Raw genomic sequence first — 21918 nt, forward strand, 5'->3', positions numbered from 1 at the left:
TAAAAATTCCCTTATATATCCTATTTCCACACCCATTTTCTCTCCCCTGTCTGCCCCCGCCATTTCTTTGCTATTTTATTATTTTTTATATATCATAGGAACTAGCGCTTTTTATTCTATACATAATGGAATGAAAATATTTCGCAATAACTTCATAGCAGAAAGATGGTGAAATAGATTGCAACGCTTTATTAAATGGTTAGCAGTCATTACGAGTCTTGATTTATTAATAGTTTTACTAGGAGGCGCCTTAGTTACAAAAACAGGTTCTGGCCAAGGGTGCGGTAAATCATGGCCACTTTGTAACGGTGAATTTGTTCCATCTAATTTATCAATGGAAACTATTATTGAACTAAGTCACCGCCTTACATCAGGATCAGCAGGAATTCTTGTCACTCTCCTTTGTATTTTGTCCTGGAAATATTATAAACATGTGCGCGAAACAAAAACGTTAGCAATTTTATCCTTCGTATTTTTAGTTGCGCAAGCATTAATGGGAGCGGCAGCAGTTGTTTGGGGACAAATGCCAGCTGTACTTGCTATCCATTTCGGTATTTCCTTAATTTCATTTGCTTCTGTCATTTTATTAACGTGTCTTATCTTTGAAATTGATCAGAAATTTGATGCACGTTCACTTATTATGGACAAAAAAATGAAATTTCATATTTATGGTGTAACAATTTACAGTTATATTGTCGTCTACACAGGTGCTTTAGTACGTCACGAACGAGCTAGCTTAGCCTGTCCAGACTTTCCTTTATGTAGCAAAAATAGACCTATGCCAACTCAACTACATGAATGGGTTCAAATGGGACATAGAGTTGCAGCGATGTTAATTTTCGCTTGGATACTATACGCGATGATTCTCGCTATTCGCCATTACAAGCAGCAGCCTGTCGTATACTGGGGATGGATCATTTCATTTATCCTTGTTACACTTCAAGCTATCGTAGGAATTTTAGTCGTATTTACAAATGCTAATTTAGTAATGGCATTATTACATTCACTATTCATTTCTTGCTTGTTTGCTGTACTATGCTATTTAGTTATGTTAGGTACACGAAGTAAAGTGAATGCAAAAGAAGCTGAATCAACTTCTAAACAAACAAAATAAATTTAAATTAAAATACCTTGCTGAATTGGCAAGGTATTTTTTGCAATAAAGTGAAACTTTAATCAGTGGGGGTCTTCATCCCCCACTGATTATTAGCCCGCACCAATCAGGCTTTTATGGGCAGTTGATCCCCCATCTAACTTCTTTGTTTTCGCTGAATTTTGAGGCGGGTGTCTTACTGCCCGGCGAATAGCGGGATAAAGAAAAAGAGCTGCATTTACACAGCTCTTTTTCTTTTTTAGTGATCTAATTCAATCAGTAAGTCACCCGTTTGAATTGCATCTCCATCGTTAACATATACTTTTTTCACTTTACCATTGAACGGCGCTTGAACTGTCGTTTCCATTTTCATCGCTTCTGTAATTGCCATAGAATCGCCTTTTTTCACTTCATCGCCTTCTTTAACAACTACTTTAATAACCGTTCCTGGCATTGTTGCACTAATGTGGTTTGGGTTTTCACGGTTTCCTTTCACACGTTGTGCCACTGTTGCTTTCACACTTTCGTCTTTCACAACTATCTCACGTGGTTGACCGTTAAACTCCAAGTAAAGAACACGATTTCCATCTGGCTGAGGCTCTCCGATTGATACTAGTTTAACCATCAATGTTTTACCTTGTTCGATTTCAACATTGATTTCTTCACCAAGTCTCATACCATAGAAGAATGTCGGTGTATCAAGCACAGATACACTTCCATAAAGCTCAGCAACTTTTTCGTAATCCATAAATACTTTTGGATATAATGCATATGCAACTACATCAAAAATCGTCACTTCGCGTCCAAGCTTATGGAATAGCTCTTCTTTTAACGCGTCGAAATCTACTGGCTCTAATAATTCACCCGGTCTTACTGTTAATGGCTCTTTCCCTTTTAAAATAATTTCTTGCAACTTTTTCGGGAAACCACCATATGGCTGTCCTAAATCTCCTGAGAACATTTCAACAACAGATCCTGGGAAGTCCATAGAATGCCCACGCTCTAAAACATCTTGTTCTGTTAAGTGATTTTGAACCATAAATAATGCCATATCACCGACAACTTTAGATGATGGCGTTACTTTAACAATATCGCCAAACATGTCATTCACACGGCGGTACATTACTTTCACTTCATCGAAGCGATCTCCTAAACCAACCGCTTTCGCTTGTTGTTGTAGATTACTATACTGTCCGCCTGGCATTTCGTGCATATATACCTCTGTATGAGGTGCATTCATACCACTTTCAAACGGTGCGTAGTATTTACGTACATCTTCCCAATAATGAGATAGTTTTTCTAATGAATCTATATTAACGTCTGGCTGTCTTTCGTTTCCACCTAATGCATAGTATAGCGTGTTCGCACTTGGTTGTGACGTTTGACCAGCCATAGAACTTACTGCTACATCGACAATGTCAACACCTGCTTCAATTGCCTTTGTATACGTTAATATACCATTTCCACTCGTATCGTGTGTATGCAAGTGAATCGGAATCGATACCGTCTCTTTTAATGCAGAAACTAAATCATATGCCGCATTAGGTTTTAATAAGCCTGCCATATCTTTAATTCCTAATATATGTGCTCCTGATGCTTCTAACTCTTTTGCTAAGTTTTTATAGTAATTTAAATCATATTTACTACGTAACGGATCATGAATATCTCCTGTGTAGCACATTGTTGCTTCTGCAATTTTACCAGTATCTCGTACAGCATCAATCGCAACTCTCATACCTTCTACCCAGTTTAAGCTATCAAAAATACGGAACACATCAATTCCTGCTTGAGCAGAACATTCCACAAATTTTTGAATTAAATTATCCGGATAGTTTTTGTAACCAACTGCGTTTGAAGAACGAAGTAACATTTGGAATAAAACGTTTGGCATTTTTTCACGAAGATCTAGTAATCGTTCCCATGGATCTTCCTTTAAGAAACGATATGCAACATCAAACGTTGCACCACCCCACATTTCCGCTGAGAATAGGTTTGGTAACATTCTCGCTGTCGGCTCTGCAATTTGATGTAAATCTTTTGTACGAATACGCGTCGCCAGTAATGACTGATGCGCATCACGGAATGTTGTATCCGTTAAAAGTACACGCTTTTGATCTTGTACCCATTTTACTAATCCGTCCGCTCCACGCTCATCCAAAATTTGTTTCGTTCCATTTTGAACCGGCTCTGAGTGTAATACATTCGGTATACGAGCATCCGGGAAAATTGGTTTCTCTTTTTTCCCTACTCCTGGGAAGCCATTTACTGTTACTGACCCAATGTAATTTAACATTTTTGTTCCGCGGTCTTTACGTTTCGGGAACAGGAATAGTTCAGGTGACGCATCAATAAATGAAGTGTCATATTCTCCTGATAAGAAGTTTTTATGTTTTACTACATTCTCTAGGAATGGAATATTTGTTTTAATACCACGAATACGGAATTCTTTTAAGTTACGTTCCATTTTCGCAGCAGCTTGTTCAAAAGTAAGTGCCCATGTTGTAACTTTTACGAGTAAAGAATCATAGTACGGTGTAATAACAGCACCTTGGAAACTATTACCTGTATCAAGACGAACACCGAAACCACCGCCTGATCGGTATGCCATAATTTTCCCTGTATCCGGCATGAAATTATTTAGTGGGTCCTCAGTCGTTACACGAGATTGGATCGCAAATCCATGAACAACTACTTCCTCTTGCTTCGGAACACCTACCATTTTACTATGTAATGCATGTCCATCAGCTATTAAAATTTGCGATTGAACGATATCTACCCCTGTGATCATTTCTGTAATTGTATGTTCAACTTGAACACGCGGATTTACTTCAATAAAGTAAAACTCATCACCTTTTACAAGAAATTCTACTGTTCCTGCGTTTAAATAATTTACATTTTTCGTTAATTTCACAGCAGCATCACAAATACGCTGACGCAAATCATCTGAAAGCGACACACTAGGTGCGATTTCTACCACTTTTTGGTGACGACGTTGTACAGAACAGTCACGCTCGTATAAATGAACAACATTGCCCTCTTCATCTGCTAAAATTTGAACTTCTATATGTTTAGGTTTTTCAACGAATTTTTCAACGTATACTTCATCATTACCAAAGGCTGCTTTCGCTTCTGACTTCGCTCGATTATACGATTCTCTTAATTCTTCACTACTACGTACAATACGCATACCACGACCGCCACCGCCAAGGGAAGCTTTAATAATAATCGGGTAATCATACTTTTCAGCAAATTCTCCAACTTCTTCTACTGAATTTACCGGCCCATCACTACCAGGAATAACTGGAATTTGTGCTAGCTGCGCTTGTGTTCTTGCTTTCACTTTATCTCCAAACATATCTAAATGCTTACTCTTTGGACCAATAAAGATAATCCCTTCTTCTTCACAACGTTTTGCGAATTGAATATTTTCTGACAAGAAACCATATCCAGGGTGGATTGCATCTACATGATTACTTTTCGCAATCTCAATAATGCCCTCAATATCTAGATAAGCATCAATTGGCTTTTTCCCTTCCCCAACTAAATAGGACTCATCGGCTTTATAACGATGATAAGAACCACTATCCTCTTTAGAATAGATTGCAACTGTTTTTAATCCAAGTTCCGAACAAGCTCGAAACACACGAATTGCAATCTCTCCACGGTTAGCTACCAATACTTTTTGAATACGTTGCAGCTTTGTCATGATTTTCCCCCTCTACTTTCCTACCACTCTAGAGATAAAATATATACACACCATAAAGAGCGTGAAGTTCTTCACTTTCTACATTATATTATACTTAGAAAGCTTCACTTTATTTTTATCCATCATACCTTATTTTTTAACAAATGATAAGTTTTCTGATCAATTTGTTTCACAAAAATAGTATAGCATACCTCTTCCTTTTCTAACAACTTAATTGTATATCACATTTAATTTAATGTGATATATTTTTTAGTGTATATACCAATTAATGCATCCTATTTAATGTTTCTTGCACATAAAAAAAACACATCGCGCTCTAAAGCACAATGTGTTTTTTATTTTACTACAACAAGACGCGGTCCATCTTGCTCTCTTTCTTTCATTATCTCATTTTGTTGTTTCTCTTGTCGTTTTACATGACTAGCAACATTTAATAATATACCCATCGCAATTAAATTAGCCAATAAAGAACTACCACCATAACTAATAAACGGTAAAGGTACTCCTGTAAGTGGTATTAATCCAGACATACCACCAACATTAACAAAAGTTTGTATCCCAATTAAACTTGCAATTCCGATTGCAATTAAACTTCCAAATGGATCTTTACACTTCTGTGCTACTCTAAACGAACGAATGATAATAAGTAGTAAACAGATTAAAATGATAGCTACACCTATAAAACCTAGTTCTTCAGATATAATCGCCATAATAAAATCCGTTTGCGGCTCTGGTAAGTAGCCATACTTTTGTATACTATTTCCTAGTCCTCTACCATTTAACCCACCTGAGGCAATTCCAATAAATGAATTTATTAATTGAAATCCATCTTTTTGCGGATCGCTAAATGGATCAAGAAAAACTGAAAATCGAGCTTTTTGGTATAGACTTAATTTATAGTTTCCAATAAAATACAACGCCGGAACCCACACGACAGATGTTAATAAAAATCTTTTAATCCACAAGTTAACATTAACTCCTGAACAGAAGAACATAATTAACACTGTTCCACCTATTAATATGTCAGTCCCTAAGTCATTTTGTAATAAAATTAATACCATCGATCCACCGACAACAAATATAGGAGGTATTATCCCTTGAAAAAAAGGGGTTTGCCTCTCTTGTTTCTTAGCAAAAAAACTTGCTAGCGTAATAATAACTGCTATTTTTACAAACTCAGCTGGTTGTATACCTAGTATCCATCCTTTTGCACCATTGATTACCTTACCGAAAAGAAAAGCTGCTGTTAGTAAGCCCAGACTCCCTAACCCCATCGCTGCAAGAACTATTTTTTTCCTCCACAATTTGTAAGGGATTATAACGGCAATCACAAGTATTACGGTTCCAATAGCAAGAGCAACTAATTGTTTTTTAAAAAAGTGATCTGCTGGCCAGTTATATTTCGACGAAATCGCGACAATGGAACTAGAACTATATACCATTATAACTCCCAACACACATAAGATAACAAGAGGAAGTAATAATGAATAATCCATTGATTTCCATACTCTTTTCATTTCATTTCCTCTTTCTGTTTCAATTTAATTATTGTTGTATTCCATATGTACATTGATTCTTCCTGCTTTATTATACAAATAAAAAGCCCAAACTATTTCAGTTTGAGCCCCCCTATTTGAACCCGTTATTGTTGTTTGTTCGTAAATGCTTCATGAAGTGCAGATAACTCACGTTCAAGCTCTCCTAACATTGCTTTCCCTTGTTCTTCTGCAATAAGACCAAGGCGAACTGCAAAATCGACCTCGCGGGATAGTCCAAACATTTGTGTGTCTAACACTTCTTCATATAATGGACATTGCGGCATTGTAAGATTGTCCATTTGCACCTTAATAAGTCTTAAAATCTTCTCCGCATCCGCTTGTAGAAGGGCTAGTGCCTTTTCCTGATGATTTGATACTGTCTCAGACGCCAAATTGATTCCCTCCGTTTCCGTCCTACTCTCTCCTATCTATTAATATTAGCGATAGTTTTAGTAAATTGCAATAGAAACATTTTTTGTGACAACCGTGTCTAATGCTATTATACTGAAAAGTGGGAGTATAACACAAATGGGGGAACAACAATGAGCGAAATTTTATTTATTAATGGAAAAGTTCGTTTTCCAATCACTATCGATCCAACTGTTTGGATCTTTGATGATCGAAAAGTAGATTTGACAACTTACTTTGATGAAACAAGAGAAAACACTTCAGAACTAGAAGCTTATTTAAAAAACACTTCAGAGCATTGGGATCGCGAAATCCGTGATGGTGCTGCGTTTCCACCGATACAACAAAGTGTAAAGAAATATAAAAAAGAACAACTAATTACTGGAACGTTCGGTATACCATTTCATCCATTTCTTGCTAACGCCGAAATTTCAGAGGACGCTACGCAAGTCGAAATTGAAACAGTAGATCAAACAATAATACTTCCATTAGAAACTGTAGAAAATGCTATTCTTGGTTTTTCAAAAGAAGGAAAGCCATTAAAAGAGGATGGACCTGTTCATCTATATTACAATGATGGATCTAATAGACAAAATCCAATCCGTAACATCCGTAAATTCACAATTATTTAAAGTGTATACTTGGAAGAAAAAGGAGTGAGCCTCAGCTCACTCCTTTTATAATAAATCCGCTGCAAGTTGAGCTAAATTAGACCGCTCCCCTTTAACAAACTTTACATGACCACTAATACGTTGCTCTTTAAACTTCTCTACAACATATGTTAAACCATTATTATATTCATCCAAATACGGGTGATCAATTTGCTGAGGATCTCCCATTAATACAATTTTACTTTTTTCTCCTACCCTTGTTAATATCGTTTTCACTTCATGCTTCGTTAAATTTTGTGCTTCATCAATTATAATGAACTGATCTGGAATACTTCTCCCACGTATATAGGTAAGGGCCTCTACTTCAATCGAACCCATTCCAGCTAAAATAGCATCTAACTCTCCTGGCTTTTTCGTATTAAATAAGTACTCTAGATTATCAAAAATCGGTTGCATCCATGGTCTTAACTTTTCTTCTTTTTCTCCTGGTAAATAACCGATATCTTTTCCGACTGGAACAATTGGCCTTGCAACGAGTAGTTTTTTATATAGTCCTAAATCTTCCGTTTGCATGAGTCCTGAAGCCAACGCGAGTAATGTTTTTCCTGTACCAGCTTTCCCCGTTAACGTTACTAGCGGAATATCTTCACGAAGCAACAATTCTAACCCCATAATTTGCTGCACATTTCGTGGTCGTATCCCCCATACTTGTTCATTGTGAAAAATAAGTTTCTTTACCTTCTTACCTAAATGATCCACAATGCCAAGTGCTGAACTAGATCCCCCTAATGCATCTTTCATTACTACAAACTGATTTGGATAAAAAGGGTGATTTGCAATTTCGGATAAAGGCAATTCACCTTTTTCATAAAAATAATCTAATTGCTCTTTTGATATATACCCTTCTAAAAATCCTGAATATATATTATCTACTTCAATTACACGATCACTTAAATAATCTTCCGCCTTCAAACCAATTGCATCAGCTTTTACCCTTACGAGCACGTCTTTACTTACTAAAATAACAGACTTCCCGTCCTCTTTTTCTTGTTCTTCTAAAGATAGATTTTTTGCTACAGCTAAAATTCGATTATCATTTGTTTTTTCTACAAAAATATCTTGTAGTTGAACAAATGAACGATGATTTAATTCAATACGAAATGTACCGCCGTTTTCTAACGGAATACTTTCATGCAGCTTTCCTATTTCACGAAATTTGTCTATTAACTTAGATACATAACGAGCGTTTCGTCCTACTTCATCCATATAACGTTTTTTCGAATCAACCTCTTCTAATACAACTGCTGGAATCACTACTTCATTTGTTTCAAATGAAAAAATAGATAAAGGATCCTGCAAAAGTACATTCGTATCTAACACATAAATTTTATCCAACCTGTTACCCCCTGACTCCACTTTTAAATTTGTAGAACAAGGGTTTCATCCATAAAATATGGACGAACCATTGTTATAATTATATGTACCGTATAAACGAGGTAGAATCGAAATTCATAACCATGAAACCTTTTATTTATTTTTTATTCATTTCTATTCAATATATTACTTTTAATTATAATTATTAACATAAAATCACAATAACTGATTACAAAAGTTAATAACTTATTTTCTTATTTATCACATTTATAATTCTTTTATTCCTACTAACACTTGGTTATCCAGCTTTTTCGCTGCGCGAATATCATATGTTTTTTCATAGGTTGGCTCAGTTGCAAGCTTCGCTCCATAAAACATAACATCACGTACTTCTTGTACATTTACTTCTATTACAGTTAATTTTAGAGGAATGCCTTCCATTCTATCAGTCAAAATTTCACCTGCACCACTTATGGAAAATACGGATTCATTCGCCATTATAGTCAATACTAGCCCAGTACTATGCCGTATATTTTCCACAATACGTGAACGTTGATCTACTGCAAATCGAATACTAGTTTTACTCACTGCATACACCCAAGAAATAGCACTTACGTTAGGAACTTGTTTTTCGAAGTCTGTTGTTGCTACCATAACAATACATTCTTTACGTAACGTTTGTACTAAATCATCTGTTAATGTAGGATCTACTACATTCGCCATATTTCCACCTCCAAATATACTTACTATATCCTTATCATAACTTATTTTTCGAATTGCGAAAATATTATTTTTTCCCGCTATTATTCAAAAATATTACACTTCCATGATATACTTATACTGATAGAATTCGTATTGAGGTGACGAAATGAGAGTCAAGTGTATGATTTGTGATAAAAAAGATATGTTAGATGATGAAAATCCTATGGCAAAAAAACTACGTAACCGCCCTATTCATACATATATGTGCATGGAATGTTCGGAACGAATTGCAGAACGTACGATGGAACGTCATGCAAGTGGTAATTTCCGATTATACCGTGATAAAAAAGTCGAAGACGATTGGTAAAATGTAAATAAGTCCTTAATCATATAGATAAGGACTTATTTATATTTTTCAGGTTCACGATTCATTTGATCCAAAAAACAATCAATAGCTTCTAACGGAAACCTTGCAGATTTTCTTTCTCCATTCATTTCATATGTAATCAAATACATTTCTTCATTCTTTTTAACTTCCACATTCTTTAATTTATGTTCTTCATATATCATATTTTCAAATAACAAATACGTTTCTTGTGCAGCACGATCATCTGGACGTGCTTCGGCAACTGTTTTAATTGTTAACCAATTATATAACGCATCTTGTACTGAACGCATAAAAATTTGCCCCCTCACCCTGCTTTTTGTTGTCTCGCTTGACGTAAACGCAACCTATAAATCCCAAGTACAATTGCCGCTACAACAAGGCCCTCTCCAACAGGTAAAAAAACTGCAAAGAAAGTTAAAACTGTACATCCAATCGCTAACGATATATATATCACTATATTTTTTATTATTGATAGTTTTCTTGCAAAACCTAAATTATACACAAGTGCACTTAATATAATAATGATGCCATACAGCAACCACATCCCTAGTTCCGGATTTTCATCAACTTTACATAATTTCGCAAAAAACGACATTCTTTCTAACATCATTCATCCCCCTTTCTCACAAGAAACAAATTTTATTTATGTACTTAATACAAGAGTAACCCGCAAAAAAAATACTGTCCACAAAAAAGAGTAAATATTCCAAAAATAAATACAATAAAAAACAGCCACCCCTCAAAGGTAGCTGTTCTATTATTTTACGCTTCTACAGATTTCTTTTTCTTAGCAGCTCTTTCGCGCTCGCTCTTATCAAGAATCTTTTTACGTAGACGAATTGATTCTGGAGTTACTTCACAGAACTCGTCATCGTTTAAGTACTCTAATGACTCTTCTAAAGTCATTAAGCGTGGTTTTTTCATTGTTGAAGTTTGATCTTTCGTCGCAGAACGAATATTAGTTTGTTGTTTCATTTTTACAACGTTAACTGTTAAGTCATTCTCACGAGTATGTTCTCCAACAATCATACCAGCATATACTTCTGTACCTGGTTCAACGAAGATTACACCACGGTCTTCAACTTGCATAATACCGTATTGTGATGCTTTTCCTGTTTCAAGTGAAACTAGAACACCTTGGCGACGTCCACCAACTTGTCCAGCGTGTACTGGTTGGTAGCAATCGAATGTATGGTTTAAAATACCGTAACCACGAGTTAATGTTAAGAATTCTGTTGTGTAACCAATTAAACCACGTGCTGGAACCATGAAAGTAAGGCGAACTTGACCGTTTCCGTTATTCACCATATCTAACATTTCACCTTTACGTGCACCCATAGATTCCATAATAGAACCAGTGTATTCTTCAGGTACATCGATTTGCACGCGCTCTACAGGCTCACATCTTACGCCATCAACTTCTTTAATAATTACTTCAGGCTTAGATACTTGTAGTTCATAACCTTCACGACGCATGTTTTCAATTAGGATAGATAAATGTAATTCCCCGCGTCCAGATACGATCCACGCATCAGGAGAATCTGTATTATCTACACGTAAACTTACATCTGTTTCTAATTGTGAACGAAGACGCTCTTCAATTTTACGAGATGTAATGAATTTACCTTCACGACCTGCAAATGGGCTGTTATTTACAAGGAATGTCATTTGTAGTGTTGGCTCATCAATACGTAATAATGGTAAAGCCTCTTCATGCTCAACCGGACATACCGTTTCACCTACGTTAATGTCTTCCATACCCGAAACAGCTACTAAATCTCCAGCTTTTGCTTCTTCAATTTCTTGACGTTTTAATCCAATGTAACCAAATAATTTCGTTACACGGAATTGTTTTACAGTTCCATCAACTTTCATTAATGCAACTTGTTGTCCTACTTTCATTGTACCACGGAATACGCGTCCAACCCCGATACGACCAACATAGTCATTGTAATCAAGAAGTGCTACTTGGAATTGAAGTGGCTCTTCGCTGTTATCAACTGGTGCTGGAATATGTTCAATAATTGTGTCAAACAATGATTTCATATTCTCTTCTTGATTTGCTGGATTTGAATCTAAGCTTGCTGTTCCGTTCATTGCTGATGCAAATACAACTGGGAACTCTAATTGATCTTCGTTTGCACCAAGTTCGATGAATAAGTCAACTACTTCATCAACTACTTCATCAGGGCGAGCGAAGTCACGGTCAATTTTGTTTACAACAACGATTGGAGTTAAGTTTTGCTCAAGAGCTTTCTTTAAAACAAATCGTGTTTGTGGCATACAACCTTCATATGCATCAACAACAAGTAGAACACCATCAACCATTTTCATGATACGTTCTACTTCTCCACCGAAGTCAGCGTGACCAGGTGTATCTAAAATGTTAATTCTTTTATCTTCATAGTGAATCGCAGTATTCTTCGCTAAAATTGTAATACCACGTTCTCTTTCTAGATCGTTTGAGTCCATTGCGCGTTCTTCAATATGTTCATTCGCACGGAACGTCCCCGCTTGACGTAATAACTGGTCAACAAGTGTTGTTTTACCATGGTCAACGTGGGCAATAATTGCTATATTTCGTAAATCTTGTCGTTTTTTCAACATGTCCAACTCCTAATGTCTTTTTAATCCTTCTCTATTATAAGAGCGAAGGGGATACAATGGCAATCAAAATAAAATCAAGAATGAAAATATAGTTGTATTCTTACTTTTGTGAAAGTAAAATGAGATTGGAGGGTGAAGAAATGGAACACATTCAATATCGCTTTTTATTAACTGCAATTATCGGTGTTATTTTCTTAATCGGTATCGGCATTATGGTTGCTGAAAATAGTCCCATCGGTATTATTATTTGCATTATCGGCACATTTGTTACAGTTGGATACGGTTTTGTAACAAAAAGAAAAATGCGTAAATCGAAATAACGTCAAAAAGTAAGAAGCGCTTATACAGCCTCTTACTTTTTTTGTTACTCCTCTATAAATCGTAACAACTCTTCATACACTCCTGGTTTTGCAACTAATACGCTGCTCTTCTCTACGATAGAAAGCGGGGATCCAGAAAAAGTTGTCACCTTGCCTCCAACTTCCTCTACAATTATCTGTCCCCCACCAAAATCCCATGGTGATAATCTCGGCGTTACATATGCATCTATTCTTCCTGTTGCAACATATACCATCTCTAACGCTGCACAGCCATATGATCTCGTGCCTCTTGCTTTCTTAACCAGTGCCATCATACTTTCCTTATTAAGCATTGGATTGTCGGTAAGCCATATCGCATTTAAAGCTACAATACCTTGCTCTACAGTTCCTTTTTCCAATAAAGGTATTGGTACTTCATTACAAAATGCTCCAGCTCCCTTTACCGCATGGTATAATTCATCATGAACTGGATCATAAATGAGTCCAACCTTTCCGATACCGTTCTCATAAATTCCAATTGAAATTGCGAAATTTCTTTTTTGATGAACAAAGTTCATCGTGCCATCAATTGGATCAATTAACCAAACAACCCCATCAGAAGAAGTTACCTCATCTCCATAACCTTCTTCTCCTAAAATATTATGGTTCGGGAATGTTTCTTTAATTTTCCCAATTAAAAACTGTTCTATTTCTCGGTCCATATTTGTTACTAAATCAGCTGCATTGGATTTCGTTTCTATAATAAGTGCTTTTTCCATTGATGCCATTAAAAACTCTCCTGCATCTCGAATCCACTGTTTGGCGTGTGCATCGATGTCTTTCCATACTTCTTGCATGTTTAAACACTCCGATCTATACTGTTCACAGAAAAAACGAACCCTTTATAAGGTTCGCACCAACTAATTTTTTATACATATACTATTATTACGCTTCTAAACGAATCATTTCAAGTCTTAACACTTCTAACTTTTGTACACACTCTTCTTTTTTCAGTTTATCATTTTCCATCATCGCATCATATAAAGTTGCTAATTCATAATCTAGCTCCAAACGTAGCACCGGTATTCTCTTTTCAGCATCTGTTCTCTTTAACGCATTAATCACCTGTCTCATATTATTTGCCTCCTCCCAATATTCGTCTGCCCTCGGACTAGAATTGATTCAATTTTCTGATTTTTTGTTTTATACTATACTATGTTGGATAAATCATCTATGCAACAAAATTATATTTTTTTATTTAAATTTTTTTGTGCTGTTTTTTTTTATGAATAGTACAAGCTATGCTAAAATAAAAGCAAAATAGGAGTTGGAGGAACAATCATGACACTACAAACATTCAAGTCAACTGATTTTGAGGTCTTTACAGTTGATGGTCTCGAAGAACGAATGAGTGCAATTAAAACGAACATTCATCCTAAGCTTGAAGCTTTAGGGGAACAGTTTGCAACGTATTTATCCAAACAAACTGATGAGAACTTTTTTTATCATGTAGCAAAACATGCACGCCGCAAAGTCAATCCACCAAACGATACTTGGGTTGCTTTTTCAACAAATAAACGCGGTTATAAAATGCTGCCACATTTCCAAATTGGATTATGGGGTACTCATGCCTTCATATACTTTGGTTTAATCTATGAGTGTCCACAAAAAGTGGAGACGGCTCACGCCTTCTTAGAACATTTAAATGATTTAAAAACAAATATTCCAAATGACTTCGTTTGGTCCATTGACCATACTAAACCAAGTGTAAAATTACATAAAACACTTGAAACAGAAGACTTACAAAAGATGATTGAACGTCTAGCTACTGTGAAAAAAGCAGAATTATTAGTTGGTATTCATATATCACCAGAGGAGTTTTCAGCAATGACCAACGAACAATTCCTTGCTAAGATTGAATCTACGATGCAATCACTCCTTCCTTTATATGCACTTTGTAATCGATAGTAGAAAACGGACAATTTATATTGTCCGTTTTTAGTTGTTATCACATTATATCACTTCAGTTTTCATTTTTCAAAATTTTTTTACATTTTCACAAGCTTTTGTTCTTCAGTTTCTTTCGCCCTTTGAATCGCACGGTATATAGAATATCCACTTACTTCTTGAAACTCTTTATCAATTTTCTTCTCTTCTGCTTTAGATGGAACAATCTCTTTAAAACGACGATATAATCCCATTAATTCTTCTCTTATAATTCCTTTTTCATATGCTTTCTCAATTGCTTCATAAAACTTCACAATTACAACCATTTCCTCATTTGACCAATTATAATCTAACGGATATTGATATTCCATTTCGCACCTCATTTATCATTTCTTCTTATTTCAATATGCTATCTTAAAGGGATTTTTTTCTTCTTCACTATAGCCACTTTGCATTATACACTATTTATTCATTGTGATGGAATTGTCTTCCTCTATAAGTGGATTAGAAATAACTATTTAACATACTCACTGTAAAAATATTTTTTTCTATACATCTATAATTATTGGTGATATAATGCTTTTGTTTTATAGAAAATAAAGTGAACCTACCATCTCAAAAATGCTTTTGTGATTGGCAGAAAAACAAGTCTCTTTCTAAAAAGCACTTAACTTTTTTAGAACAAGATTATATAAAACAAACTCTAATAAATATTATGAAAAAGAAGGGGTGTATAGATTGTCCCAATACGAAACACCATTGTTTACCGCTTTAGTTGAGCACAGTAAGCGAAATCCAATTCAATTCCATATTCCTGGTCACAAAAAAGGACAGGGCATGGATCCTACATTTCGCGAATTTATTGGGCATAATGCATTAGCAATTGATTTAATTAATATTGCGCCGCTCGATGATTTACATCATCCAAAAGGTATGATTAAAGAAGCACAAGATTTAGCAGCCGCTGCATTTGGTGCAGATCATACTTTCTTTTCTATTCAAGGTACAAGTGGTGCAATAATGACAATGGTGATGAGCGTGTGCGGTCCTGGTGACAAAATCCTAGTGCCACGAAACGTGCATAAATCAGTAATGTCAGCTATTATTTTCTCAGGTGCAAAACCGATTTTCATGCATCCTGAAATCGATCCAAAACTTGGTATTTCACACGGAATCACAATTCAATCTGTCAAAAAGGCACTTGAAGAGCATTCAGATGCGAAAGGCTTACTTGTTATTAATCCAACATACTTTGGCTTTGCTGCGGACTTAGAACAGATTGTCCAATTAGCCCATTCTTATGATATCCCTGTACTAGTTGATGAGGCTCATGGTGTTCATATTCATTTTCACGATGAATTGCCGATGTCAGCGATGCAAGCCGGTGCAGATATGGCAGCAACAAGTGTTCACAAATTAGGAGGATCTTTAACGCAAAGTTCTATTCTTAACGTGAAGGAAGGCCTTGTGAACGTTAAACATGTTCAATCTATTATTAGCATGCTTACGACTACATCAACTTCTTACATCTTGTTAGCATCCCTAGATGTTGCTAGAAAACGTCTTGCTACAGAAGGAACAGCACTCATAGAACAAACAATTCAATTAGCGGAACAAGTTCGTGATGCTATTAATGCTGTTGAGGATCTTTACTGTCCTGGGAAAGAAATGCTAGGTACAGATGCTACTTTTAACTACGATCCTACAAAGATAATTGTATCTGTAAAAGATTTAGGTATTACAGGCCATCAGGCTGAAGTATGGCTTAGAGAGCAATATAACATTGAAGTAGAACTCTCGGATTTATACAACATACTATGTCTTGTCACTTTTGGGGATACAGAAAGTGAGACAAATACACTTATTGCAGCATTACAAGATTTAGCAGCAACATTTAGAAATAAAGCCGATAAAGGTGTTCAAATACAAGTAGAAATTCCAGAAATACCAGTGCTAGCACTTTCTCCTCGAGATGCTTTTTATTCGGAAACAGAAGTCATTCCGTTTGAAAATGCAGCAGGTCGTATTATAGCTGATTTCGTTATGGTTTATCCGCCAGGGATTCCAATCTTTACTCCGGGGGAAATTATTACACAAGATAACTTAGAGTATATTCGTAAAAACTTAGAAGCGGGTTTGCCTGTACAAGGTCCTGAAGATATGACATTACAAACATTACGTGTGATTAAAGAGTACAAGCCTATCAGTTGATAGGCTTTTCTTTCACCTTTTTTCTCTTTTCCCATACGATATTAAGTAATGTAACGTATAGGTGGGGATACTATTATGATTGTAATAGGCCGTTCTATTGTACATCCTTATATCACAAATGAATATGAGCCATTTGCAGCTGAGAAACAACAAATTTTATCGATAATGGCAGGAAATCAAGAAATTTATTCCTTCCGAACATCTGATGAACTCAGCTTTGATCTAAATTTGCGAGTGAATATTATTACTTCTGCATTAGAACTTTTTCAAAGTGGATTTCAGTTTCGCACATTTCAACAATCCTTTTGCAACCCCCAGTATTGGAAAAGAACACCACTTGGAGGATTCGAGCTACTACCAAACATACCCCCTTCCATTGCCATACAAGATATTTTCAAAAACGGAAAACTATATGGAACTGAATGCGCCACCGCTATGATCATTATTTTTTACAAAGCTTTACTATCATTATATGAGGAAGAAACTTTCAACCGTCTCTTTGCAAACCTTTTACTTTATACGTGGGACTACGATCAAGATTTAAAGCTCATAACAAAAACGGGTGGCGATCTTGTTCCAGGTGATCTCGTTTATTTTAAAAATCCACAAGTGAATCCAGCTACGATCGAGTGGCAAGGAGAAAATACAATCTATCTAGGAAATTTCTTTTTTTACGGACATGGCGTAGGTGTAAAAACAAAAGAGGAAATTATATACTCATTAAATGAACGACGAGTCCCTTACGCTTTTATTTCAGCTTTCTTGACCGATACTATTACCCGTATTGATAGCCGTCTCATGAGCCACTACGCCTCTCCTAGCACTCCACAGACATCGATAGGATTTATTCCGATTAGAGATGATGCAATCGTTGCAACAGTTGGCCATACAACTACAATTTATTAAAAAAAGCGCCTACATATGTAGGCGCTTCTTCTTATTTAAGCTTTTGTATGTTCTTTATGGTCACATTCGCAATGAGATCCACATTTTCCGTATAGTACTGTTGATTTTTCATCTTCAAAATGTCCGATTGTTCCTTCACATACTTGGCATACGATTGTTCCCACTTTTCATTTCCCCCTGAGTTTTAATAATAATCTACTTATTTATAATTAAGCTTTCGCCTTGTCTCTATTAGCACAGTCACAATTTGTACCACATTTTCCGTAAAGCACTGTCGTTTTTTCATCTTCAAAATGTCCGATTGTTCCTTCACATACTTGGCATACGATTGTTCCCATTTTTCATTTCCCCCTAAGTTTATGGTCCTAAAAACTTTTAGCTGTCCATTTCCTATCAATTATTGGGCTTTTGTATGCTCTGTGTGATCACATCCGCAAGATCCACATTTCCCGTAAAGTACCGTTACTTTCTCATCCTCGAAGTGTGCAATTGTACCTTCACAATCTTGACATACGATCGTTCCCATTTTTCATTTCCCCCTAAGTTTATAATCCCAAAAACTTTTGTAACCGCTTAACTTTCTGTCTTTATTTTAATATGTTATACTTTTTACGTCAATAGGTTTTTAGTATAACACATTAAATATTTTTAATTTAAATTAGTATGCGATATTCGAACAAAAAAACAGCCATATTTATACGTACGACTGTTTTACATTAATTATTCTTCATATTCCGCATGCAAAGAAGTAGATGGGACTAAAAATTTAAAAAACTGAGCTAACTCTGCTGCTTCCTCTTCTGACCCTAATTTAAAAACTTCCTGTATATGTTGCACATTCTCTACATCATCTCTTCCAAGTAAAGTAGACCTTCCTGTTTGCATACAAACAATGAGCAGCTTTCCAAAAAACATATTTGTATAAATAACACCAAAATCATAACGAGTATCATGTGTCATAAACCCCAAAAATCGTACCTTCACACTTTCATGCTCATCATACAATTTTTCAAACATCGGTTTCCACCTTTCTACATCACCTTTCATTAGTATATTAAACAAAAAAAGGAATACTCCTTTTAATTGTCAAAAAATTCAGTAGGATGTAGAATGATAGTATTCTACTAAGTTAGGAGGAACTTATATGCAACATGCCTTTATTACGCTTGTACCTAAATCCAATCAACAAACTGTTTCAACAGATGATATAAAACAACTTTTTCAGTACTATAAAACAGTTACTTCCAAAACTGGTGTTCAAATTAATTACGCTTATACAAATACCGCTTTTCCTTATGAAATTTTAGATACATCAGCAACAACATTAAAACTACAAGCTACTCACGATCGATATGACTCCATATATGTTGGTGTTGGTATAGAAAAGGAACAATCTTTTATTCAGATTTCTTTACCACCTAATGCAACATTCGGTGATAAAGGAAAAGCAAATGAATTTTGCCGTTTTCTAGCGAAGAAATTAGAAGGAGAATTACAATTATTTAATGGAAGAACAATGTATTTCTATAAACGTTAATTTAAAAACAAAAATAAATGATTAGAAAGATCATACTATTTGTGCAAGTAAGAAGCATCGCTTTTCTCCTTGCACTTAGTATGACATACGCTATTACATACGCTAAGTACAAAAATATAAGAAAAAGAAAAATTTTATAATGAAGTTTATCACGACTTGACAATAATAACACTACTGAAAATCCACTCCATAAAACTAGATGAAAAAATGAAGCTAGTGTAATTTTCATAGCGTTACCTCCTTTTTCTTCCTATTATATGCTTCAGCTCTTCCCTCTTAACATTTTGAAGGTAGACTTTTCCAAATCCCACCTAATTCATCGTTGTATTTTTCTTTTTCAAATTCTCCAACTATTCTAATGCGAATATTCCTCGTTTTTAACAATACATTCTCTCATATCTCCTATAAGATAGATTATTCATTCATCGCATGGCATACTCCTTAAAGAGAAAAGATAGAAAGGATTTAATGATACATGTTATTTAGCAATTTGTTTTTCTTATGCCTTTTTTTACCTGCAATTCTTTTCGTGTACTACTTAGTACGGAAAGAATTACAAAACATAGTTCTTCTATTATTTAGTTTATTATTTTATGCTTGGGGAGAACCAATATATGTCTTCCTAATGCTTTTTTCTATTTTCATCAACTATTGGTTCGAAATATGGCTTAATAAAGACCGACTGTCTAGTACAAATAGAACAGTTATTCTGACTATAGCAATCGTTGTCAATACTGCTATACTCGGATATTTTAAATACGCTAATTTCTTAGTAGATAATATAAATGACATTTTTCATACAAACATTGTACTAGAAAAAATCCCCTTACAATTGGGATTTCATTTTTCACTTTCCATGCAATGAGTTATATTATTGACATATATAAGAAAAAAGTAGAAGCTCAGCGAAATCTATTTGACCTTGCACTATACTTTACTATTTTCCCACAATTAGTAGCAGGACCCATTGTTCGATATAATACAATCGCTTTTCAATTACATGTTAGAACAGTTACTGCTGATAAGTTTTCAGAAGGAATTCGTCATTTTATCATTGGATTAGGAAAGAAGGTTTTAATTGCGAATCAATTAGGAGCTATTGCCGATAAAATATTTGCGATGGATCCAGCGACAATGAGCGTATCTACCGCTTGGATTGGTGCGATCGCTTACACATTACAAATTTATTTCGATTTTTCAGGTTACAGTGATATAGCAATCGGATTAGGAAAAATGTTCGGATTTGATTTCTTAAAAAATTTCAATTACCCATATATTTCAAAATCCATTTCTGAATTTTGGTGTCATTGGCACATTTCACTTCGTTCTTGGTTCCGTGATTATGTTTATATTCCATTAGGTTGGAATCGCGTATCCACTTGGAAAATCTATCGTAATCTCTTCATTGTATGGGCGTTAACCGGATTTTGGCATGGAGCTAGTTGGACATTTATGATTTGGGGTATTTATTACGGATGTTTAATCGCTTTAGAAAAGGCTGGTTTCGAAAAATTATTACAAAAATTATGTTGGCCGATTCAACACGTATACGTTATGTTTTTAGTGATTATTGGTTGGATGTTCTTCCGCGCTGATAATTTTAGCTACTGTTCTAAATTTTCACAAGCAATGTTCGGATTAAATAGATCGTTGACTGACATTACGAGTTATTTCTATGTGATGAATTATTGGGGAATCTTTAATACTTGCTATTATTACATCCGCTCCATTTTTCTCTTGGATCAAGAATCAATTAGCAAATAAAAAGGTAGTCATTTTATCTCCACTTTATTACTTGAGTGTCTTAATCATAACTATGATGTATTTAACGAATGCAACTTACAATCCATTTATTTACTTCCGCTTCTAAAGGAGGGCTAACTATGAAAAATTTCACTAAAGGAATTTACTCATGAACAATTAGAAGATCTATACTTTAAGACCGATCATCATTGGAATATGAAAGGTGCATTTTATGCATACGAGCAAACAATGAAGCACATTGCTAATGAATCTAAAACATTTAAAGGTAATGCTGTTAATCGAGATGATTATAAAATAACTATAGAAAAACCGAATGGACACTTTATCGGTAGTTGGAATAAACAACTGTATAATTTAATAGAAACACCTGAAACAATCCCATATGTACAATTAAAGCAAAACCCAAATATGTGGGATAATTACACTGTATATCTCGGTCCAAAATCAGAAGAATCGATGAAAATGCCGATGAAGGAATTCTTTGCAGTGGACAAAAATAAGCTTTCACCAGACTATAGTTCCGTTTACAAAACAGACTATGCACAGATAAATATTTTAAATCCAGATGCAAAAACCAAACTACATGCTGTCATTATTAAAGATTCTTATGCAGATGCAACTTATCCTTTATTTGCACAAGAGTTTGAACAAACAACATTTATTGATCCACGATTTGCGGCAAGCAAAAATGTAAAACAAGAACTCGAAAAACTAAATGCTGATATCGTGTTATTCCTTTATAATGACACTAGTACAAATAAAAAATGTATCAATTTGAAAATAAAGAATAAAAAAAACGTCTTCTAAATTTAGAAGACGTTTTTTTA

Annotated in this window: 24 protein-coding genes and 2 pseudogenes; 10 read left to right on the forward strand and 16 right to left on the reverse strand. The window is 35.1% G+C overall.

Annotation, left to right across the window (positions count from 1 at the left end; all coding sequences use genetic code 11):
* Positions 1-178: 178 nt before the first annotated feature.
* Positions 179-1114, forward strand: a complete 936-nt coding sequence (ctaA, locus tag CER22_RS00925) for a heme A synthase (protein WP_001188735.1) — start codon at positions 179-181, stop codon at positions 1112-1114.
* A 238-nt stretch (positions 1115-1352) separates the two neighbouring features.
* Here ctaA and pyc read toward each other — a convergent pair whose 3' ends face one another.
* From pyc to CER22_RS00945, 3 genes are all read right to left on the reverse strand, one after another.
* On the reverse strand, positions 1353-4799 hold the full coding sequence (gene pyc / locus CER22_RS00930; protein ID WP_048546114.1) for a pyruvate carboxylase: 3447 nt from the start codon (positions 4797-4799) through the stop codon (positions 1353-1355).
* A 335-nt stretch (positions 4800-5134) separates the two neighbouring features.
* The gene (locus CER22_RS00940; protein WP_088608080.1) at positions 5135-6316 is read right to left on the reverse strand and encodes an FtsW/RodA/SpoVE family cell cycle protein; all 1182 of its coding nucleotides are present in this window, start codon (positions 6314-6316) and stop codon (positions 5135-5137) included.
* A 125-nt stretch (positions 6317-6441) separates the two neighbouring features.
* Positions 6442-6729 carry a YlaN family protein gene (locus CER22_RS00945; protein ID WP_000135698.1) on the reverse strand — a complete coding sequence of 96 codons (288 nt, stop codon included), beginning with the start codon at positions 6727-6729 and terminating at the stop codon, positions 6442-6444.
* Positions 6730-6879: 150 nt separating this feature from the next.
* Between CER22_RS00945 and CER22_RS00950 the strand changes: the two genes are divergently transcribed.
* Complete coding sequence (locus tag CER22_RS00950) at positions 6880-7377, forward strand: hypothetical protein (protein WP_088123318.1); 498 nt, start codon at positions 6880-6882, stop codon at positions 7375-7377.
* A 45-nt stretch (positions 7378-7422) separates the two neighbouring features.
* Here CER22_RS00950 and CER22_RS00955 read toward each other — a convergent pair whose 3' ends face one another.
* Complete coding sequence (locus CER22_RS00955; protein ID WP_000358079.1) at positions 7423-8751, reverse strand: PhoH family protein; 1329 nt, start codon at positions 8749-8751, stop codon at positions 7423-7425.
* A gap of 246 nt (positions 8752-8997) precedes the next feature.
* Positions 8998-9453, reverse strand: a complete 456-nt coding sequence (locus CER22_RS00960; protein ID WP_000024571.1) for a pyridoxamine 5'-phosphate oxidase family protein — start codon at positions 9451-9453, stop codon at positions 8998-9000.
* Between the two features lie 145 nt (positions 9454-9598).
* On the opposite strand from CER22_RS00960, the gene CER22_RS00965 reads away from it, so the two are divergent.
* Positions 9599-9799 carry a YlaI family protein gene (locus CER22_RS00965; RefSeq protein ID WP_001995040.1) on the forward strand — a complete coding sequence of 67 codons (201 nt, stop codon included), beginning with the start codon at positions 9599-9601 and terminating at the stop codon, positions 9797-9799.
* Positions 9800-9834: 35 nt separating this feature from the next.
* Here the strand turns inward: CER22_RS00965 and CER22_RS00970 are convergent, their stop codons facing one another.
* From CER22_RS00970 to typA, 3 genes are all read right to left on the reverse strand, one after another.
* Entirely contained in the window at positions 9835-10110 is a 276-nt protein-coding gene (locus tag CER22_RS00970) for a hypothetical protein (RefSeq protein WP_046956451.1), read from the reverse strand.
* 14 nt (positions 10111-10124) lie between these two features.
* On the reverse strand, positions 10125-10427 hold the full coding sequence (locus tag CER22_RS00975) for a YlaH-like family protein (protein WP_000893656.1): 303 nt from the start codon (positions 10425-10427) through the stop codon (positions 10125-10127).
* A 155-nt stretch (positions 10428-10582) separates the two neighbouring features.
* On the reverse strand, positions 10583-12427 hold the full coding sequence (typA, locus tag CER22_RS00980) for a translational GTPase TypA (protein ID WP_000914755.1): 1845 nt from the start codon (positions 12425-12427) through the stop codon (positions 10583-10585).
* A 140-nt stretch (positions 12428-12567) separates the two neighbouring features.
* Between typA and CER22_RS00985 the strand changes: the two genes are divergently transcribed.
* Positions 12568-12747: a DUF5325 family protein gene (locus tag CER22_RS00985; RefSeq protein ID WP_000400128.1), complete on the forward strand. Its 180-nt coding sequence runs from the start codon at positions 12568-12570 to the stop codon at positions 12745-12747.
* Positions 12748-12791: 44 nt separating this feature from the next.
* Here the strand turns inward: CER22_RS00985 and CER22_RS00990 are convergent, their stop codons facing one another.
* A complete protein-coding gene (locus CER22_RS00990) occupies positions 12792-13583 on the reverse strand; it encodes an inositol monophosphatase family protein (RefSeq protein ID WP_088608081.1) in 792 nt (263 codons plus the stop codon).
* A gap of 88 nt (positions 13584-13671) precedes the next feature.
* Positions 13672-13860 carry a hypothetical protein gene (locus tag CER22_RS00995; RefSeq protein ID WP_001250166.1) on the reverse strand — a complete coding sequence of 63 codons (189 nt, stop codon included), beginning with the start codon at positions 13858-13860 and terminating at the stop codon, positions 13672-13674.
* 207 nt (positions 13861-14067) lie between these two features.
* On the opposite strand from CER22_RS00995, the gene CER22_RS01000 reads away from it, so the two are divergent.
* Positions 14068-14694, forward strand: a complete 627-nt coding sequence (locus CER22_RS01000; RefSeq protein WP_000175087.1) for a YktB family protein — start codon at positions 14068-14070, stop codon at positions 14692-14694.
* 80 nt (positions 14695-14774) lie between these two features.
* Here CER22_RS01000 and CER22_RS01005 read toward each other — a convergent pair whose 3' ends face one another.
* The gene (locus CER22_RS01005) at positions 14775-15044 is read right to left on the reverse strand and encodes a UPF0223 family protein (protein ID WP_000456567.1); all 270 of its coding nucleotides are present in this window, start codon (positions 15042-15044) and stop codon (positions 14775-14777) included.
* Positions 15045-15411: 367 nt separating this feature from the next.
* On the opposite strand from CER22_RS01005, the gene speA reads away from it, so the two are divergent.
* On the forward strand, positions 15412-16884 hold the full coding sequence (gene speA, locus CER22_RS01010; RefSeq protein ID WP_000084901.1) for an arginine decarboxylase: 1473 nt from the start codon (positions 15412-15414) through the stop codon (positions 16882-16884).
* Between the two features lie 75 nt (positions 16885-16959).
* Positions 16960-17790, forward strand: a complete 831-nt coding sequence (locus CER22_RS01015) for a protein-glutamine gamma-glutamyltransferase (RefSeq protein WP_000635322.1) — start codon at positions 16960-16962, stop codon at positions 17788-17790.
* A 35-nt stretch (positions 17791-17825) separates the two neighbouring features.
* On the opposite strand, the gene CER22_RS01020 is transcribed toward CER22_RS01015, so the two are convergent.
* The 4 genes from CER22_RS01020 to CER22_RS01035 form a co-directional block, all read right to left on the reverse strand.
* Entirely contained in the window at positions 17826-17954 is a 129-nt protein-coding gene (locus tag CER22_RS01020) for a GapA-binding peptide SR1P (RefSeq protein WP_000536796.1), read from the reverse strand.
* Positions 17955-17999: 45 nt separating this feature from the next.
* Positions 18000-18128 carry a GapA-binding peptide SR1P gene (locus CER22_RS01025; RefSeq protein ID WP_000536801.1) on the reverse strand — a complete coding sequence of 43 codons (129 nt, stop codon included), beginning with the start codon at positions 18126-18128 and terminating at the stop codon, positions 18000-18002.
* A 59-nt stretch (positions 18129-18187) separates the two neighbouring features.
* Positions 18188-18316, reverse strand: coding sequence for a GapA-binding peptide SR1P (locus CER22_RS01030; RefSeq protein ID WP_000536778.1), 129 nt, complete (start codon positions 18314-18316; stop codon positions 18188-18190).
* Between the two features lie 194 nt (positions 18317-18510).
* On the reverse strand, positions 18511-18807 hold the full coding sequence (locus CER22_RS01035) for a DUF3055 domain-containing protein (RefSeq protein WP_088064496.1): 297 nt from the start codon (positions 18805-18807) through the stop codon (positions 18511-18513).
* Between the two features lie 127 nt (positions 18808-18934).
* On the opposite strand from CER22_RS01035, the gene CER22_RS01040 reads away from it, so the two are divergent.
* On the forward strand, positions 18935-19327 hold the full coding sequence (locus tag CER22_RS01040) for a DUF1885 family protein (protein WP_001163318.1): 393 nt from the start codon (positions 18935-18937) through the stop codon (positions 19325-19327).
* A gap of 1 nt (position 19328) precedes the next feature.
* Here the strand turns inward: CER22_RS01040 and CER22_RS01045 are convergent, their stop codons facing one another.
* The gene (locus CER22_RS01045) at positions 19329-19556 is read right to left on the reverse strand and encodes a hypothetical protein (RefSeq protein WP_048546134.1); all 228 of its coding nucleotides are present in this window, start codon (positions 19554-19556) and stop codon (positions 19329-19331) included.
* 246 nt (positions 19557-19802) lie between these two features.
* Between CER22_RS01045 and CER22_RS01050 the strand changes: the two are divergent.
* Both CER22_RS01050 and CER22_RS01055 read left to right on the forward strand, forming a co-directional pair.
* Positions 19803-21197 (forward strand): annotated as a pseudogene (locus CER22_RS01050) (MBOAT family O-acyltransferase).
* 29 nt (positions 21198-21226) lie between these two features.
* Positions 21227-21882 (forward strand): annotated as a pseudogene (locus tag CER22_RS01055) (DHHW family protein); the annotation flags it as partial.
* Positions 21883-21918 lie beyond the last annotated feature (36 nt).

It is taken from the genome of Bacillus sp. K2I17 (genome assembly GCF_002209985.1).
Taxonomy (GTDB): domain Bacteria; phylum Bacillota; class Bacilli; order Bacillales; family Bacillaceae_G; genus Bacillus_A; species Bacillus_A wiedmannii.

Coding starts and splice junctions, on each gene's coding strand:
- pyc (WP_048546114.1), bottom strand. CDS start 4,799: ATGACAAAGCTGCAACGTATTCAAAAAGTATTGGTAGCTAACCGTGGA.
- CER22_RS00940 (WP_088608080.1), bottom strand. CDS start 6,316: ATGAAAAGAGTATGGAAATCAATGGATTATTCATTATTACTTCCTCTT.
- CER22_RS00950 (WP_088123318.1), top strand. CDS start 6,880: ATGAGCGAAATTTTATTTATTAATGGAAAAGTTCGTTTTCCAATCACT.
- CER22_RS00960 (WP_000024571.1), bottom strand. CDS start 9,453: ATGGCGAATGTAGTAGATCCTACATTAACAGATGATTTAGTACAAACG.
- CER22_RS00965 (WP_001995040.1), top strand. CDS start 9,599: ATGAGAGTCAAGTGTATGATTTGTGATAAAAAAGATATGTTAGATGAT.
- CER22_RS00970 (WP_046956451.1), bottom strand. CDS start 10,110: ATGCGTTCAGTACAAGATGCGTTATATAATTGGTTAACAATTAAAACA.
- CER22_RS00975 (WP_000893656.1), bottom strand. CDS start 10,427: ATGTTAGAAAGAATGTCGTTTTTTGCGAAATTATGTAAAGTTGATGAA.
- typA (WP_000914755.1), bottom strand. CDS start 12,427: ATGTTGAAAAAACGACAAGATTTACGAAATATAGCAATTATTGCCCAC.
- CER22_RS00985 (WP_000400128.1), top strand. CDS start 12,568: ATGGAACACATTCAATATCGCTTTTTATTAACTGCAATTATCGGTGTT.
- CER22_RS00990 (WP_088608081.1), bottom strand. CDS start 13,583: ATGCAAGAAGTATGGAAAGACATCGATGCACACGCCAAACAGTGGATT.
- CER22_RS00995 (WP_001250166.1), bottom strand. CDS start 13,860: ATGAGACAGGTGATTAATGCGTTAAAGAGAACAGATGCTGAAAAGAGA.
- CER22_RS01000 (WP_000175087.1), top strand. CDS start 14,068: ATGACACTACAAACATTCAAGTCAACTGATTTTGAGGTCTTTACAGTT.
- CER22_RS01005 (WP_000456567.1), bottom strand. CDS start 15,044: ATGGAATATCAATATCCGTTAGATTATAATTGGTCAAATGAGGAAATG.
- CER22_RS01015 (WP_000635322.1), top strand. CDS start 16,960: ATGATTGTAATAGGCCGTTCTATTGTACATCCTTATATCACAAATGAA.
- CER22_RS01025 (WP_000536801.1), bottom strand. CDS start 18,128: ATGGGAACAATCGTATGCCAAGTATGTGAAGGAACAATCGGACATTTT.
- CER22_RS01030 (WP_000536778.1), bottom strand. CDS start 18,316: ATGGGAACGATCGTATGTCAAGATTGTGAAGGTACAATTGCACACTTC.
- CER22_RS01035 (WP_088064496.1), bottom strand. CDS start 18,807: ATGTTTGAAAAATTGTATGATGAGCATGAAAGTGTGAAGGTACGATTT.
- CER22_RS01040 (WP_001163318.1), top strand. CDS start 18,935: ATGCAACATGCCTTTATTACGCTTGTACCTAAATCCAATCAACAAACT.
- CER22_RS01045 (WP_048546134.1), bottom strand. CDS start 19,556: ATGAAAATTACACTAGCTTCATTTTTTCATCTAGTTTTATGGAGTGGA.